The following is a 16,746-nucleotide window of genomic DNA, read 5'->3' as shown; positions in this document are numbered from 1 at the left end:
GATCGCTTTCCCTTCTTTTCTATGCTTCAGGCTCAGATTTAAGCTGAACATTACGTTGAGGTGCAAATGTGGAAATCGCATGCTTAAATACAAGCTGCTGTTTCCCTTCTGATTCAACTATGACCGTAAAGTTATCAAACCCCTTAACAAGTCCACGAATTTGAAAGCCATTTGTTAAAAAGATTGTTACCGGAATATTTTCTTTACGTAATTGATTTAAAAATTGATCTTGAATATTTACAGGTTGTTGTTTCATCAGGACTCCTCCTCTAATTGACTATCTCTTTATTTCGCCATTGAAGGCCATTGTCCTTCAATAAATCGGCATATTTCAAAAAAAACATCAGAATGTAATCCATTTGTCATATCGAACCACTTTGCATTTGTCTTATTTCTAAACCAAGTCAGCTGTCTTTTTGCATAATGTCGTGAGTTTTTCTTCAATAGCTCAATCGCTAAATCTAAAGAAATTTCTCCATCTAAATATTGATAGAGCTCTTTGTAACCAATCGCTTGAATGGACTGACAATGACGAATTCCTTGCTTATGAAGATTCGTCACCTCCTCTAACAAGCCTTGCTCCATCATCATATCAACTCGCTTGTTAATTCGCTCATATAGCTGTTTTCGTTCCATTGACAAAGCCATATACACTAAATCATAAGGACTGTCCTTCTCTTCCTCTTGTTGTTGCTCAGAAAATGGAATACCTAACGCCTTCGTTAATTCTAATGCACGAATCACGCGCCTTACATTATTCGGATGAATGAGTTCCGCACTTTTGGCATCAAGTTCTTTCAATTGTTTATGTAAATATGTTGTTCCTCGTTCAATCGCTACTTCTTCAAGTTGTCGACGATAACTTTCATCACCAGGTCGGTTGACTAAATCATATTGCTGAATAACAGCATTAACATATAAGCCTGTTCCCCCGACTAATATCGGTAGCTTCTGCTTATCATTTAACGCTGTCACTAACGGAATAACATTTGCCTGAAAATCAGCAACGGAAAAAGAATCTGCAGGATCTTTAATATCAATTAAATGATGTGGAATCCCTTGTTGCTCGTCCAAAGAAACCTTAGCTGTTCCAATATCCATTCCTTTATAGACCTGCATTGAATCTCCGCTAATAACTTCACCATTATAGCGTTTGGCCAGCTCAATACTTAGTGCAGTCTTCCCTACAGCTGTAGGGCCTACAATGACTAACAATTTTTCTTTCATCATTATCTCCTGTTTTTTGGAAATTCAAACCTATTTTTCAATAAAACCGTAACGAAATGTGGTATGCTGTCTCTTGACTACATGAAATCCAAACCGTTCAAAACGTTTACTTTGGAAGTGGTCCTTTAAAATAATCCTTTTTTTAGAAACTCTTTTCGCTTCATGAATCGTTTCAAATGTAAGGTCATCATATACGGCAAAGCTCTTCAAACCCTTCAGCCCAATCGATTCAATGTTACTCTCAAACATCGGATCAAAATAGATCACATCATAGCTTTCATCCTCGCAGCTCTGTAAAAAAGTGAAATGAGATTGATGAATGACTTCGATTGTCTTCATCGCTTTAAGCAAATAAGGATGTCCGTCTTTCCAATTATGCAATCCATATCGAACAAGGTAGGCTAAAATATGGTTTGCTTCAATACCAGTTACATGACCACATTCACCAACAGCGATTTTGGCTACTAGGGCATCTGCAGCTAACCCCAATGTACAATCAAGAACATTCATACCTTTTTGTAAGCGACCAACCTCAACGAGTGGATCATATCCTGTTTTCAAAAATTGTTTTACCCGAAACATGGCTGAATTAGGATGATAAAAGAAAGGCTGTCCACCATCTTTAGGATACAAGGTTAACCGATCTTTTCCGACAATGAGTACATCTTCTTTGTATTCATTTACAAGTGTTGTGACTGATCTGTCATCACGTAAAAAATAGTTAGAATCTAAATCTCGACTAATCCTTTCAGCCTCATTAGCAAGTGTTTTTATTTGTTTCCTAGCTGTTGTAATAATCACATTACTCTCACCTTTTCCCTTACATGATTCTTTTAAACATTTTTTCAATTGAATACGTAGAAAAATGAACAATAATAGGCCGACCGTGAGGACAAGTAAACGGATCACTGCTTTGACGTAAAGATTCTAATAGCGCATACATTTCATCATGACGCAAATGACGATTCGCCTTAATAGCTGCCTTACACGACATTAAGATTGCCGCTTCTTCACGGAGCTTCGCTAAATCAATTGATTTATAGGTTAATAAATAATCAATCATTTCTTTAATCGTTTCTTCCTCATATCCTTTCGGAAACCAACTTGGATGAGATTTCACAACATAAGACTGATGTCCAAAAGGCTCTAAAAAGACACCTACTGCTTTTAGATCATCTAAATGCTCGGAAATGACATGTGCTTCTTGTACCGTATATTCAAAGGTAATTGGCACCATTAACTCTTGTACATGCCGCGTAACTTGCCCCACTTTATCACGAAAATATTCATACTTTATCCGCTCTTGCGCAGCATGTTGGTCAATTAAATACATTCCTGTATCATTTTGAGCGACAATATACGTTCCATGCATTTGTCCAATAGGATAAAGTGTCGGAACGCGCGATGCTGAATTCTCTTTACGATCTAATTTGCTCTCTTGCATGTTCTCTTCTAGCTCACTGTCATTTCCCTTAGTATCACGTGTCTGTTCGAGCTGACGATCTGTCTCTTCATGAAAAGAATGATTCACAGACTCATTATATTGGAATGTGCTAGCGCTATGATCATCTTCAATCGTTCGAACCATTTCATTCTGTTGTTGCTCCAAGTTCAAACGTAGCTGCTCCTCTTTCACAGTAGGTTCAAACGAACTTCTCTGACGAGTATCAACCTCTGGTATAAGCGTCTCTTTCTTAAATGCGTTTTGAATAACCTCCGTTAATAATTGCGAAAGCTCTTCCTCCTTACTTAAACGTACTTCAAGCTTAGCAGGATGAACATTCACATCAATAAGCTGAGGATCCATATTAATCGAAAGGACGCCAATCGGATATCGACCGATTGGAAGTAACGTATGATACCCTGCTTGGATGGCACGAGCTAAGGCGAAATTCCGGATATAGCGCCCATTAATAAAAATCGAAATATACTGTCTAGATGCGCGGTTCACCTCTGGTTTGGCGATCCAACCTTCAAGTTCATAATCTAACGATCGACCACTAATTTCAATCATTTGCTTAGCAACTTGACGACCATAGATCGAAGAGGCTACTTGGCGAACATCACCATTACCCGCGGTCCGTAAGACGTCCTTCCCATCATGCCGATAATGAAAGGCAATAGCCGGATGAGCAAGTGCTAGACGGTTAACAACATCACTAATGTTACCAGCTTCTGTATGTACGGTTTTTACATATTTTAATCGAGCAGGTGTATTATAAAATAGGTTTGTAACAACCACTTCCGTACCTTTACGAGCTCGGGCTGCACTTTTCGATACGATTGTACCACCTTCTAACTTTAACTCGATTCCCTTTTCTGCCCCAGTACTCGTTAGTAATGTTACATAAGAGACAGATGCGATACTCGGCAGTGCTTCTCCACGAAATCCTAATGTCGAAATATGAAATAAATCACGATCGTTCTTAATTTTACTCGTCGCATGCCGGAAGAAGGCTGTTTCCACATCATCACTGTCCATACCATCACCGTTGTCAACAATGCGAATGTGTGAAAGGCCCCCTTCCTCTGCTTCGATTAAAATAGAGGTGCTATTTGCATCAATAGCATTTTCAATTAATTCTTTTACTATCGAAGCAGGACGTTCGACAACCTCACCTGCTGCGATCTTATTAGATAACGCCTCATCTAACCTAATTATTTTAGCCATCGAACTCCACCTCTTACTATTTGATTAGCTTCTGTAAATCATTAATGAAATGAAGAGCCTCTATAGGTGTCATATGTAAGACATCCTTTTCACTTAGCTTCTTCATAATTTTATCAGTCTTATCGTTCCGTTTGTATGGTTTCCCTCGTTCTGCTTCTTTTTGCTCGTCAAAAAACAATGATAACTGCTCAGGCTGACTTTGATTCTCCTTCACGACACTACCAGGGTTTAGCGAAGGTGTCGATTCTAACTGTTTTAATAATTCGTCTGCTCTTCTCGTCACTTCAGCTGGTAACTCAGCAAGCTCAGCAACATAAATACCATAGCTTCGGTCAGCTTGTCCATCAACAACCTTATGAAGAAAAACAACCTTTCCATCTTCTTCTATAGCAGAAACATGAACGTTCTTTAAATTTTCAAGAGTCCCTTCTAAAGCCGTTAGCTCATGATAATGAGTAGAAAACATCGTTTTTGCTCGGATTGTATCATGTATGAATTCAATAATAGCTTGCGCTAATGCCATACCATCATAAGTTGACGTTCCACGACCAATCTCGTCTAATAAAATCAGACTATTTTCTGTTGCTTTTGTAAGTGCATATTTCGTCTCTAGCATTTCGACCATAAAGGTACTTTGACCGCTTGCTAAATCGTCTGCCGCACCAATTCGTGTAAAGATTTGGTCAAAAATAGGCAGTTCAGCCACATCCGCTGGGACATAACAGCCTATTTGTGCCATCACAACAATTAAGGCAAGTTGACGCATATATGTACTTTTCCCGGCCATGTTCGGCCCGGTTATGAGCAGCATCTCACGCCCCTTTTCCATTAGGAGATCATTTTGTACATATTCACCTTTTTTTATGACGGTCTCAACGACTGGATGACGTCCAGATTGAATCGCAATTTCGTTCTTGTTTGAAAACTGTGGCTTTACATATTGCGCGTCCTCACTAATTTCAGCGAATCCACTAAGCACATCAATTTCACTAATCGAATGAGCCAATGCTTGAATAGCTGTAACATACTCCTTTGCTGCCTCTCGAATGCCGACAAATAAATCATATTCTAGTTGGGTAAGCTTATCTTCTGCTTCTAAAATTAACGCTTCTTTCTCTTTTAACTCAGGTGTAATAAATCGTTCAGCATTCGTCAATGTTTGCTTACGTTCATAGCGACCTTCTTCTAGCAAATGAACATTAGCCCTTGTCACTTCAATATAGTAACCAAAAACACGATTATAGCCTACTTTTAACGTCTTAATCCCTGTTTCCTTACGTTCTTTCTGTTCTAATTCAGCAATCCATTGCTTCCCATTACGACTCGCATCTCGATATGTATCTAGTTCATCGTGGTAGCCTTGTCGAATCATTCCACCTTCTGTCACAGAAATTGGTGGATCATCAACTAGACTTTCCTCTAATAGATCTAACAGTTGTTCTACCTCTTCTTCATTGTGAAACCAAGCATCAACTTTTTCTTTTAAAAGTGGTTTACAGTGCTCTTTAATGGCAGGAATACACTGTAACGAGCGTTTCAACTGTACAAGTTCTCGTGCATTAACACTTCCATATGCAATGCGCCCAGCTAAACGTTCTAGGTCATACACATGTCGCAGTTCATCTCTGAGTTCTTCTCGTACAAAATAATGATCTTTGAATGCTGTTACAATTTGAAGACGCTCCTCAATCTCCTTCAAGTCAATCAGAGGTCGATCGATCCAGCTTTTCACAAGCCTACCACCCATCGCCGTGACTGTTTTATCAACAACAGCTAACAATGACCCCGCCTTTTTCTTTTCACGCAACGATTCAGTCAGTTCTAAATTTCTTTTCGTATGGGAATCCATTTTTAAATAAGAGTTGCTAGGATAATAAATAACAGGCTGTAAGTGTTCCAACGATCTTTTTTGCGTACGAATTAAATATTGCAATAGACGACCAAATGCTTGAATGAGTTTATGAGATTGTAAGTTTTCACATAAATGATCATATCCATCCAAGATATCATATTCATCCTCGATCGAAATCGTAAACTGTTTCCGTTCTTCTATCTTCACTTTCAAACTTTCTGATAATGTTGAGGCAATGACGACTTCTTTCGTACCGCTATTTATCAATTCATGAATGACTTCATCGAAATCATCTTCAAATAACGTAACCGCACATTCACCGGTCGTTAAGTCTGCACGAGCTACTCCATATGAACGATCTGCAAACACTGTTACCGCAACTAAATAGTTGTGCTCTTTCTCTTTAATCATTTGTCCATCCATGACCGTTCCTGGAGTTAATAGTTTCACGACTTCACGCTTTACAACTCCTTTTGCCTGTCTTGGATCTTCAACTTGTTCACAGATCGCGATTTTATAGCCCTTTTCTATTAACTTTGACACGTAAGCATCTGCAGAGTGATATGGTACCCCGCACATCGGTATCCGTTCTTCCCCTTGGCCTCGACCTGTTAACGTAATCTCAAGCTCTTGTGCAGCAAGCTTAGCATCTTCATAGAACATTTCATAGAAATCGCCGAGACGAAAAAATAAAAAGGCATCTGTATACTGAGCCTTAATCTCTAAATATTGCTTCATCATTGGTGTTACTTGTGCCATTCGTTTCCCTCCACCGTCCATTAATCACTTTTATTATTATAGCATAGACAATGTCTGAATCACATGAATGACGATCGAAAAAACGAGCAAGTCTCTAATTGGACCTGCTCGTTTTCCTTACTTCTCAAATTCACCGTGAAGAAAATTCGGATCAAGTCTTTCATATTCTTCGTCACTGACTTGGTCTGAGTAATCTTCTATAGGATAATCATCAATGATTCCATTTGGGTTAACTGCTACTGCTACTTTTGTTTCCCCAATGCATTCAACGACAAACTCTCGTTCCACTTGCACATTCACATCCGATCCTTCTTCAGCAATCGTTGCTTCAAGTGTATTTGGTTGTTGAACCGCACGAGCGATAACGTCCATTTGATTCGATAGAACGTTGTCATCTCGCATCGTTAAACCAATTTCATCAGTGTAAGTAACGGTTTGTGTGGCAACATCCGTCTTCGTATTTTGATTATACGAATACCAGACATTAATATCATAGCTTCCTTGCACAACAACTGTGTCACCCTGCTTCTCAGCTGTATATTTATGATTAATGATCCAGCAGCCAAGAATGCTTGACGGTTTGTGTGAAGGGCTGATCGTATGAGTTGCTTCTGAAAACTTACGACCTTTGCCACATACAGCTTTTGTAATAATTTCACGATAATTCACATTTTCATTTTGGGACATGAAACTAAACCCTCCTCTTTCTCATATCGTATCGAGTTGTCGGTCGCTCGTACGGCTTTTGCCTTATTCGCTCCGCCAATTACTTCACTGACATCCTATGCAGGGCGAATGACCAATGTGCAATAGAAAGTAACAAGATGAAAGCAAAGTATTATCTCTAACACGTTATGTGAACATAAACGAATTTAGTACAGAAAATATGAAAAAGGGGCTGTTGAACACTTAAAAAGAAAAAAAACTGGTATGAAAAGCAATGATGCCTTCCATACCAGTTATCCTTTTATTGGCAGCTATCGAACGGACTCTTCGTTGTTCTTCGTTTCAAAAGATCTCCACCCATTGAAGTGATGATTTCATCCGTTACTGACTTTGAAATCGTATTAGAAACCATTTGTAGTAGCTCATTTACTTCAAGCTGGCTTTCTTTAAATTCTTGTACGAGTGGAATTTGGTCAACTTCTTCATGCAATGCATCAATTTGTGCTTCTACTTCTTTTAATGCTTCTGATTTTCCATAATGTTGCAAGTTTACGGCTTCTTTTTGTAGCTTCTTGATTTTAGCAATTAGCTCTTGAACCTTAACATGCTCATTTATTTGCTTTTCAGCTCTCTTGAAGAAATCAACCTCTTCTGTTTCAGCCATCATTTTCGCAAGCTCTGTTGCCTTTGCTCGTATTTCTTGTCGTGTATATCCTTTTGTCATGACCTTACCTCCGCCATCTCAACCATTTCTCCTGTTAATGACCATGTTTTTGCTTCTGTTACTTTCACATAAACAATTTCCCCAATGACTTCTTTAGGAGCTGTAAAATTCACTAGTCGATTCGTCCGTGTACGACCAGCTAACACATCAGGATTCTTCTTACTCTCACCTTCCACTAACACTTCAACAATTTGATCTTGATAAGCTACATTTTTCTTTGCTGAAATGTCGTTAACAAGAGCATTTAAGCGGGCTAAACGCTCACGTTTCACTTCCATTGGAACATTGTCTTTCATCTTCGCTGCTGGCGTACCTTCTCGAGCAGAATAGATATACGTATAGGCGCTATCAAACTCAATTTCTCTAACTAACGATAACGTTTCTTCAAATTGTTCTTCTGTTTCATTTGGGAAGCCGACAATTAAATCCGTTGTAAATGAAGCATTAGGTATCGCCATTTTAATTTTATGAGCAAGCTCTAAATATTGCTCCCGTGTATACTTCCGAGCCATTAGCTTTAAAATAGCGGAGCTTCCATGTTGAACGGGTAAATGAATATGCTCAACTAGATTTCCACCCTTTGACAACACTTGAATTAAATGATCATCGAAGTCACGAGGGTGACTCGTTGTAAAACGAACACGTGGAATATCAATCTTATGAATTTCGTCCATTAACTGTCCTAATCCATATTCAATATCTTCTAAATCTTTTCCATATGCATTTACATTTTGACCGAGAAGGGTAATTTCCTTATAACCTTGCCGTGCCAGATCACGTACTTCGGCAATAATATCTTCTGGACGTCTGCTTCGTTCCTTCCCACGTGTGTAAGGTACGATACAATACGTACAAAACTTATCACAGCCGTACATAATATTCACCCACGCCTGAGTCTTTCCTTGACGAGCACGCGGCATATTTTCAACGATATCCCCTTCTTTTGACCATACTTCAATGACCATTTCTTTTCCAAGTATGGCGTCATGCAATAAATGTGGAAGGCGGTGAATATTATGTGTACCAAATATTAAATCAATATGCTGATGCTTTTGCATAATTCGATTAACGACATTTTCTTCTTGCGACATACAGCCACAAACCCCGATAATAAGTTCAGGACGTTCCAGTTTCAATGGTTTCAAATTACCAATTTCACCAAATACTTTATTTTCAGCATTTTCCCGAATCGCACAAGTATTAAGCAAGATCACATCCGCTTCCTCTGTTACGTCAGTTGCTTCAAAGCCCATCTCCAATAACAGACCGGCCATATTTTCAGAGTCATGTGTGTTCATTTGACAGCCATATGTGCGTATAAGAAATTTCTTACCGTCACCAATTCCTTTCATCGTATCTGGAATTAAACGATCTGGACGAAGAACCTGAACTTCTTCTTTTCCTCTTCGCTTGCCTTGACGATAATCAGGCTGTTCTAAGATCGAAATATCTCGCCCTTCAATACGAATGACCTTTTTATTGTCTTCCTCAGAAATGACTTTAGCATTGGAAAAGTCAAAATACTTACTATAATCTTTTTGGCTACCACTAGAGGATTTTAAGTCCTGCGTAGCACCTTTTTCGTTTGCATTCGTTACTTTTCCTAGTCGTTGCTCTTCATTCATATTAGCTCTCCTTTCTTACGAATAACGCGATTAAAACAAACATACAATAAGTAATTATAAACCGTTTATTAGCTGTACACAACAACAACAAATTAGTAACGGCAGGTACCATTTCTAATTTGTTGTCTTAAAAGACGAATTGCACACATTATGCTCACCAGTGAAAAGGTTCAACTTATCAAAGGTGCTTTTTTGTTGATGACCTACATACTACATAAACTCATTCATTAGCTCGTTAAATTTCGATTCTTCCATTTTCAAGTCTTGCTTTGATAATGGTTTATCATCATATCCTTTAATTAACTCTTGATAGGAAGGTTGTTCCTTATTTTGATAAATTAATCCTGTTACAAGTCCATCATGTTCCATTAATGTTTGCATCGCGAGCATGCGATTCGAAGGATCATATTCTTCTATATCATCCAATTTCGTTAAGTTCTCTTTAAACCATTCATAAGTGTTTACTTTATTAAAAGTCACACATGGACTAAAAACATTAATAAGCGAGAATCCTTTATGATTGATTCCTTCTTCTATTAAAGAGACTAAGCCTTTTAAATCACTTGAAAAGCTTTGCGCAACAAAAGTTGCTCCAGCTGTTAATGCCATCTCCATCACATTTAACGCTGATTCAACAGAACCACTAGGAGTACTTTTTGTTTTAAAGCCCATTTCACTTCTCGGTGATGTTTGACCTTTTGTTAAGCCATAAATTTGATTGTCCATCACAATATACGTCACATCAATATTACGACGAATAGCATGAATAGTATGACCCATACCAATCGCAAATCCATCTCCATCTCCTCCAGAGGCGATAACGGTTAAATCACGATTCGCCATTTTCACCCCTTGAGCAATCGGAAGTGCACGTCCATGTACACCGTGAAACCCATATGAATGAATATAGCCTGAAATACGTCCAGAACAGCCAATACCAGATACTACCGCTAATTCCTCTGGCTCAAGTCCAATATTTCCAGCGGCTCGTTGTATAGCCGCCTGAACAGAGAAATCCCCACAACCAGGACACCAATTCGGCTTAACTTTATTTCGAAAATCTTTAAATGTCGCCATCTAGACCAACTCCTTGCATGCTTGATATAGCTCATTAGGTAAGAACGGATTCCCGTCATATTTCAGAATGCTTTCAATCTTCACATTTGTAACATTCATTTTAATAATAGCTGCAAGTTGCCCAGTAGCATTATGTTCAACGACAACTACGTTCTTAGCCTTTTCCATCTCATTTTCAAGCTCTTCTTTTGGAAATGGGTGAAGCAGTCGCACTTGAACATGATTAGCCTTTATACCATCATTCGCCAAACGTGGGATTACCTCTTGAATCGTCCCTCTCGTAGAATTAATACCAATAACAAGTAGATCAGCATCTTCATGCTCTGAATGAATAAATAAAGGTTGATTGAAGTCATTATTCAATTGATTGAGCTTGCGCATTCGTTTATCCATTTGTGCTTTTCGATTTTCCGGAGATTCTGAAGGCATTCCTACCTCATCATGCTCAACACCCGTTACATGATGAATCCCATTCTTTGTTCCAGGTAAGACGCGATTTGAAACACCTGATTCAGTCACTTCATATCGTTTAAAGTAAGACTTTTCCTCACGTTCTGGAATCGTCTCTTCTCTTTCAATGATTCCACGTCTAATCTCAAATTGATTGTAATTTAATGGTTCAACCGATTGCTTCCCAAGGGATAACGCTAAATCTGTCACTAAAATAACAGGACATTGATATTCTTCTGCTAGGTTAAACGCTTCGACCGTATCATAAAAAGCCTCTTCAACTGTACTTGGAGCCATGACAATCTTCGGAATATCACCGTGAGTACTAAAGAGAAGCGCCATTAGATCTGATTGCTCTTGCTTTGTCGGTAAACCCGTACTCGGTCCTCCACGTTGTGTATCAACAATGACTAGTGGTTGCTCTGTCATTCCAGATAACCCTATAGCTTCAGCCATCAATGACAGCCCAGGTCCAGCAGAAGCCGTAAAAGCACGAACACCAGCATAGTTGGCTCCAATAGCCATCGTACATGCAGCGATTTCATCCTCTGTTTGAATAACCGTCCCCCCGAATTCTGGTAGCTTTTTAATTAAATATTCCATAATTTCAGAAGCAGGAGTAATCGGGTATGCAGCCATAAAACGACTACCTGCAGCAATCGCTCCAAGACCGATCGCATCATTTCCAATCATAAACATTCTTTTTTGACCATCAGCATTTGCCAACTGGTAGTCTGCCAAAGCATCTCCTACCTGTTCCTTAACAAAATTTGCTCCAGTCCGTATCGCTTCCATGTTTTTTTCAACAATCGATTCACCTTTACGAAGAAAAAGGTCTTCCACTACATTCTGATAGGCTGAAGGTTCAAGACCGATTATCGCACTTGTAGCTCCAACAGCAACCATGTTTTTCATTAGTGATGTTCCTAGCTCCGTCGCTATCTCAGTAAATGGAATATCGATTAATGTCAAATCATAGTGAGCCGGAAGAACTGGCTTGAACTTTGCATCAGCAATAATAATCCCATCTTCACTAAGTTCATGAATATTTACATCAATCGTTTCTTGATCAAACGCTACTAAGATTGTCAAATCATCAGAGATGGAGTAAACAGGTGTTGTACTTACACGAATTTTGTTATTTGTATGTCCCCCTTTTATTCTTGATGAGAAATGTCGGTATCCATACAAAAAATAGCCTAAGCGGTTTAATGCCGAGGCAAATATTTCACCAGTACTTTCAATACCTTCACCTTGTTGTCCGCCAACTTTCCATGACAATTGCTCCTTCACATTTGTTCCACCCTTCTTATATTTCTCTATTATAAAAGTAAGTTGTTTCATAATTTTCATTTATACCTTAGCAATCGTAGCATATTCCTAACTAATTTACTAGAATCATTCAAATTGTAAGTAAAGCTTGGAAAAAGTTTTTTCATGAATGAGAATCCAAACAAACACAAGATGGAACAAATAAGAGGCTACTGAAATATACTTTGCTTTTATCTCACAGAAATCTAGGTATATTTCACCCGCTACGTTCTAGAGATGTGAAAATTCTCTGTTACACACATTTGTTGTGACCCAACCTCGTCATAAAAATGTAATAGCTACCTAACTGATTTATCAGCTAAGTAGCTACTTCTGTCAACCGACTATGATGATTGACTGACCTATCTAGGCTCAACAATTAACTTCATTGCTGTTCGTTCTTCACCTTCAATTTCAATGTCGGTAAAAGCAGGAATACACACAAGCTCAATCCCACTTGGTGCAACAAAACCACGCGCAATCGCAATCGCTTTAATCGATTGGTTTAACGCCCCTGCACCAATTGCTTGAATCTCTGCAGCACCCCTTTCTCGAATCACACCTGCTAAAGCACCAGCTACAGAATTTGGAGTAGATTTTGCCGAAACTTTTAAGACTTCCATTTTGTGTACCTCCTCTTAAACGATACGTGTAGGTTGTCCATGAGTACTAGTATTTTCATGATTACGACAGTCCAATTGGCTCACACCCAATTGCACAAGATGCAATATCTAGTTCATTTTATTTCAACAATTCGAATCATATTCCAAAAATATTCAAGTAACCTATAGATCCTCAGTTAAACTTACTAAAAAAAGGCACTAAAATAGTACAAATCGACTTCTTCAATGCCCTCCCTTTACGTAACATTATTCCATCATGTTTAATGGTTTGTCATCATTAATTTGAATACGAGAAATCTTTTTTGCCAGTCCTGTTTTACTATCTAAATCAATAATGGCTGCACTTAATTGTGTTCGTCCAGCTGCCACCTCAAACCGGACAGGTAATGTTGTCAAGAACTTATGAAGAACCGCTTCACGATCAACTCCCAATATTCCATCATACGGACCTGTCATACCGACATCAGATAGATAAGCAGTCCCTTTTTCCAAAATTCGTTCGTCAGACGTTTGGACATGTGTATGCGTTCCAATAACTGCACTCACTCGCCCATCTAAATACCAACCATCGCCTGTTTTTCACTTGTAGCCTCAGCATGAAAATCAACAAAAATAAAAGACGTGCGTTTTGACACTTCTTCAAGAATCTCATCAGCCTTCTTAAAAGGACAATCTAATGCAGGCATGAATGTTCTCCCCATTAGATTCACTACTGCCAATTCAATGTCATTAAAACGCACATATGTATACCCTTTACCGGGCGTACCATTAGGATAATTTGCTGGCCTAACCATATGTTTCGCTTGTGAAATAAATTGAAAAATATCACGATTGTCCCACGTATGGTTCCCAAGTGTAACTGCCTGTGCACCAGCATCTAGAAACCCTTTATAAATTTTCTCGGTTATCCCCTTTCCCGATGCTGCATTTTCACCATTAATAACCGTAAGTGTTGGCTTAAACTGCTTTTTTAATTTTGGCATATATTCTTGAACCATTTGACGTCCCGGTGCGCCGACTACATCGCCAATAAATAAAATTCTCATACATTCTCCTTCCATCAAAAAGCTTCCATCCTTTGTCTTTCATCTATAAAAGAAAGTGGCGACAAGTCGCCACTTTACTTTGCATATTCAACAGCTCTCGTTTCACGAATAACCGTAACCCGAATATGACCTGGATAATCCAACTCATCCTCGATTTTCTTCGTAATGTCACGAGCAAGCTTATGAGCAAGTGCATCGTCAACCACATCTGGTCGAACGAGAATACGAACTTCACGCCCTGCTTGAATAGCATAAGTTTTCTCTACACCTTCAAAGGATTCAGAGATCTCTTCTAGTTTTTCTAAGCGGCGAATATACGTTTCGAGGGTTTCTCGACGTGCACCTGGCCGTGCGGCAGATAGAGCATCTGCTGCTGCCACTAACGTTGATATAATAGATGTTGATTCTGTATCACCATGATGAGAAGCAATAGCATTTATGACCGTTGGGTGCTCCTTATATTTCGTAGCTAGCTCAACCCCAATCTCAACATGACTACCTTCTACTTCATGGTCAATCGCTTTTCCAATATCATGCAACAATCCAGCACGTTTGGCTAATTTTACATCTTCACCAAGCTCTGACGCCATCAAACCAGCTAAATGTGCTACTTCCATTGAATGTTTTAACACATTCTGACCATAGCTCGTTCTAAACTTCAAGCGACCTAAAATCTTAATTAAATCTGGATGCAAGCCATGAATTCCCATTTCAAAGGTCGTTTGCTCTCCATACTCTCGAATTGACTCATCGACTTCACGACGAGATTTATCAACCATTTCTTCAATTCGGGCAGGATGTATTCGACCATCTTGCACTAATTTTTCAAGTGCGGTTCGAGCAATTTCTCTTCGAATTGGGTCAAATCCTGATAAAATCACAGCTTCTGGTGTATCATCAATAATTAAATCAATACCAGTAAGCGTCTCAAGAGCACGAATATTACGTCCTTCTCGACCAATAATACGACCTTTCATTTCATCGTTTGGAAGTGAGACAACAGACACCGTTGTTTCTGCAACATGATCAGCAGAACAGCGTTGAATGGCTAATGATAATATCTCTCTTGCTTTCTTATCTGCTTCTTCTTTCGCTTCAACCATTCGTTCCTTAATCATATGAGCTGTTTCGTGAGCAAGATCTTGCTCTAACTCGTGACGAATAGTTTCACGCGCTTCTTCGCGGGTTAATCCGGACACTCGTTCAAGTTCCAATTGTTGCTGCTTCCGAATTTCCTCCACTTTGTTTTCCATCTCTTCAATTTGGCGTTGTTTTTTGGTGAGAGATTCCTCCCTTTTTTCCAAAGATTCCTCTTTCTTATCTAAGGTTTCACTCTTCCGGTCAAGAATCTCTTCTTTTTGAACCAAACGATTCTCTTGTTTTTGAATCTCATTTCTGCGTTCACGAACTTCACGTTCAGCCTCAGTACGAATTTTATGAACATCATCCTTTACTTCAAGGATCGCTTCTTTCTTACTCGCTTCAGCATCACGCTTCGCATCTTCCACAATTTGTTTAGCTGCAAATTCCGCACTAGTAATTTTTGCTTCGGCAATGGATTTTCGAACAAGATATCCAACAACTGCAAATACGATTGCAGAGACAACAAGCAAAGCGGAGAAGAGGATTACATCTATCTGAAAGCTCACTCTTTCACCTCCTCTTGCTATCTAATTGTTGGGTGTCATTTTTCATACTTTCATGAAACATACATGTAAAATGATCGCGATTAAGATAAAAATTATGGTAATAATCGCATTCCACTTAATTTTAAAGCTCAACCCATGCATTGTCAAGCTAGTCAACATTTGAAACTTCACTGATCCCGTCTTTCATGTTCACCTCATAAGCTAAATCACCTGATTGCGCAAGGTGATAATTATGAGTGATCATAATTATTTGGCGATTAAACATTGTGCTTAATGATTTCAAAAACTCGAATAAAGCGTGCACATATTCTCCTGAAACGTGTTTCCCTGGCTCATCTAACAATAGAGGACCTTCCCGTTTTGGGTGAATGGTTTCAATTAAAGCAACCCTTAACGCTAATGTTACAATATCAACGACGCCACCGCCCCTAGCATCTTGTGGCTTTGTTTTCACTTTTATTCCTTCATATTCCGAAACAACATAAAATTCTGCAATTGGCCTCGCACCATGTTCGTCAATTTCAATTTGAAATGAAAATAAAGGACCGAATACGTATTGAAGGGCATTTGTAACAAGCGTTTCAATTTGCTGTTTTGCCTGTTCTCTCGCATATTCAGCAGATTGTTGTAATAGCAAACGAGCCTTCTCATACGTATCAATCGTTTTAAAATATGAATCGAGTTCTGCTTTTTTAGCGCTAATTTGCTCCTCAAGTAAATTCCTACGTTCATCTAGACGATTCCACTTTGTTAATGCTTGCTCATATGCCGCCTTCAACTGATTAAAGTGTTCTTGCTCGTTTTCAGCTGTCATGATCAATCAATTCCTTAGGGATCAATTCCCACGTTTCTTTGAGTGTCTTTTCAATCGTTTGCTCTAAACGATTAATTTCGGAATCTAACTCTTCTGGTTTTACACCTAATTCATCTAATTCCTCAAGTAATCTTGATTTTTGATTCTCAAGCTCTTCTAATTTGGCCTCTGCACGGTATTTTGTATCTCGAGCTTTTTCTATCGCTTTTTTCATTTGTTCAAGTTGCTGCTCTACAGACATATGAAATCCTC

General features: G+C 38.8%; 14 protein-coding genes and 1 pseudogene. All 15 read right to left on the bottom strand.

All coding sequences use genetic code 11. The features are described from left to right. Positions 1 to 19: 19 nt before the first annotated feature. The 15 genes and pseudogenes from hfq to JCM9152_RS10165 all read right to left on the bottom strand — a co-directional run bounded on the left by hfq (position 20) and on the right by JCM9152_RS10165 (position 16,735). Positions 20 to 256: an RNA chaperone Hfq gene (hfq, locus tag JCM9152_RS10235; RefSeq protein WP_035343864.1), complete on the bottom strand. Its 237-nt coding sequence runs from the start codon at positions 254 to 256 to the stop codon at positions 20 to 22. 29 nt (positions 257 to 285) lie between these two features. Beyond that, entirely contained in the window at positions 286 to 1,227 is a 942-nt protein-coding gene (gene miaA / locus JCM9152_RS10230; protein ID WP_035343862.1) for a tRNA (adenosine(37)-N6)-dimethylallyltransferase MiaA, read from the bottom strand. 30 nt (positions 1,228 to 1,257) lie between these two features. Then, the gene (locus JCM9152_RS10225; RefSeq protein WP_035343860.1) at positions 1,258 to 2,028 is read right to left on the bottom strand and encodes a class I SAM-dependent methyltransferase; all 771 of its coding nucleotides are present in this window, start codon (positions 2,026 to 2,028) and stop codon (positions 1,258 to 1,260) included. 19 nt (positions 2,029 to 2,047) lie between these two features. Continuing rightward, entirely contained in the window at positions 2,048 to 3,898 is a 1,851-nt protein-coding gene (gene mutL, locus JCM9152_RS10220; RefSeq protein ID WP_035343858.1) for a DNA mismatch repair endonuclease MutL, read from the bottom strand. 16 nt (positions 3,899 to 3,914) lie between these two features. Next, on the bottom strand, positions 3,915 to 6,509 hold the full coding sequence (mutS, locus tag JCM9152_RS10215) for a DNA mismatch repair protein MutS (protein ID WP_035343856.1): 2,595 nt from the start codon (positions 6,507 to 6,509) through the stop codon (positions 3,915 to 3,917). 117 nt (positions 6,510 to 6,626) lie between these two features. Further along, a complete protein-coding gene (locus JCM9152_RS10210) occupies positions 6,627 to 7,196 on the bottom strand; it encodes an outer spore coat protein CotE (RefSeq protein ID WP_035343854.1) in 570 nt (189 codons plus the stop codon). Between the two features lie 280 nt (positions 7,197 to 7,476). Then, on the bottom strand, positions 7,477 to 7,899 hold the full coding sequence (locus JCM9152_RS10205) for a YlbF/YmcA family competence regulator (RefSeq protein ID WP_035343852.1): 423 nt from the start codon (positions 7,897 to 7,899) through the stop codon (positions 7,477 to 7,479). Continuing rightward, complete coding sequence (gene miaB / locus JCM9152_RS10200; protein ID WP_035343851.1) at positions 7,896 to 9,524, bottom strand: tRNA (N6-isopentenyl adenosine(37)-C2)-methylthiotransferase MiaB; 1,629 nt, start codon at positions 9,522 to 9,524, stop codon at positions 7,896 to 7,898. Before miaB ends, JCM9152_RS10205 begins: the two co-directional genes overlap by 4 nt. 210 nt (positions 9,525 to 9,734) lie before the next feature. Beyond that, a complete protein-coding gene (locus JCM9152_RS10195; RefSeq protein ID WP_035343849.1) occupies positions 9,735 to 10,601 on the bottom strand; it encodes a 2-oxoacid:ferredoxin oxidoreductase subunit beta in 867 nt (288 codons plus the stop codon). After that, positions 10,602 to 12,344, bottom strand: a complete 1,743-nt coding sequence (locus tag JCM9152_RS10190; RefSeq protein WP_035343846.1) for a 2-oxoacid:acceptor oxidoreductase subunit alpha — start codon at positions 12,342 to 12,344, stop codon at positions 10,602 to 10,604. Between the two features lie 380 nt (positions 12,345 to 12,724). After that, positions 12,725 to 12,985, bottom strand: a complete 261-nt coding sequence (locus JCM9152_RS10185) for a stage V sporulation protein S (RefSeq protein ID WP_035343845.1) — start codon at positions 12,983 to 12,985, stop codon at positions 12,725 to 12,727. Between the two features lie 246 nt (positions 12,986 to 13,231). Continuing rightward, positions 13,232 to 14,031: pseudogene (locus JCM9152_RS10180) on the bottom strand (TIGR00282 family metallophosphoesterase). Positions 14,032 to 14,105: 74 nt separating this feature from the next. After that, positions 14,106 to 15,680, bottom strand: coding sequence for a ribonuclease Y (rny, locus tag JCM9152_RS10175; protein WP_439644202.1), 1,575 nt, complete (start codon positions 15,678 to 15,680; stop codon positions 14,106 to 14,108). A 148-nt stretch (positions 15,681 to 15,828) separates the two neighbouring features. Then, positions 15,829 to 16,494, bottom strand: a complete 666-nt coding sequence (locus JCM9152_RS10170; protein WP_052015830.1) for an OLD family protein — start codon at positions 16,492 to 16,494, stop codon at positions 15,829 to 15,831. Continuing rightward, positions 16,484 to 16,735: a hypothetical protein gene (locus JCM9152_RS10165; RefSeq protein WP_035343843.1), complete on the bottom strand. Its 252-nt coding sequence runs from the start codon at positions 16,733 to 16,735 to the stop codon at positions 16,484 to 16,486. Before JCM9152_RS10165 ends, JCM9152_RS10170 begins: the two co-directional genes overlap by 11 nt. Between the last annotated feature and the right edge of the window lie 11 nt (positions 16,736 to 16,746).

The sequence above is a fragment of the Halalkalibacter hemicellulosilyticusJCM 9152 genome, assembly GCF_000513115.1.
GTDB classification, from domain to species: Bacteria; Bacillota; Bacilli; order Bacillales; family Bacillaceae_D; genus Halalkalibacter; species Halalkalibacter hemicellulosilyticus.
The sequence above is the reverse complement of the archived record's forward strand: the minus strand, read 5'-3'. Positions and strand labels throughout refer to the sequence as shown.

Excerpts from the sequence above, each read along its gene's own strand:
- hfq (WP_035343864.1), bottom strand. The coding sequence starts at position 256 with ATGAAACAACAACCTGTAAATATTCAAGATCAATTTTTAAATCAATTA.
- miaA (WP_035343862.1), bottom strand. The coding sequence starts at position 1,227 with ATGAAAGAAAAATTGTTAGTCATTGTAGGCCCTACAGCTGTAGGGAAG.
- mutL (WP_035343858.1), bottom strand. The coding sequence starts at position 3,898 with ATGGCTAAAATAATTAGGTTAGATGAGGCGTTATCTAATAAGATCGCA.
- mutS (WP_035343856.1), bottom strand. The coding sequence starts at position 6,509 with ATGGCACAAGTAACACCAATGATGAAGCAATATTTAGAGATTAAGGCT.
- JCM9152_RS10210 (WP_035343854.1), bottom strand. The coding sequence starts at position 7,196 with ATGTCCCAAAATGAAAATGTGAATTATCGTGAAATTATTACAAAAGCT.
- JCM9152_RS10205 (WP_035343852.1), bottom strand. The coding sequence starts at position 7,899 with ATGACAAAAGGATATACACGACAAGAAATACGAGCAAAGGCAACAGAG.
- miaB (WP_035343851.1), bottom strand. The coding sequence starts at position 9,524 with ATGAATGAAGAGCAACGACTAGGAAAAGTAACGAATGCAAACGAAAAA.
- JCM9152_RS10195 (WP_035343849.1), bottom strand. The coding sequence starts at position 10,601 with ATGGCGACATTTAAAGATTTTCGAAATAAAGTTAAGCCGAATTGGTGT.
- JCM9152_RS10185 (WP_035343845.1), bottom strand. The coding sequence starts at position 12,985 with ATGGAAGTCTTAAAAGTTTCGGCAAAATCTACTCCAAATTCTGTAGCT.
- JCM9152_RS10170 (WP_052015830.1), bottom strand. The coding sequence starts at position 16,494 with ATGACAGCTGAAAACGAGCAAGAACACTTTAATCAGTTGAAGGCGGCA.
- JCM9152_RS10165 (WP_035343843.1), bottom strand. The coding sequence starts at position 16,735 with ATGTCTGTAGAGCAGCAACTTGAACAAATGAAAAAAGCGATAGAAAAA.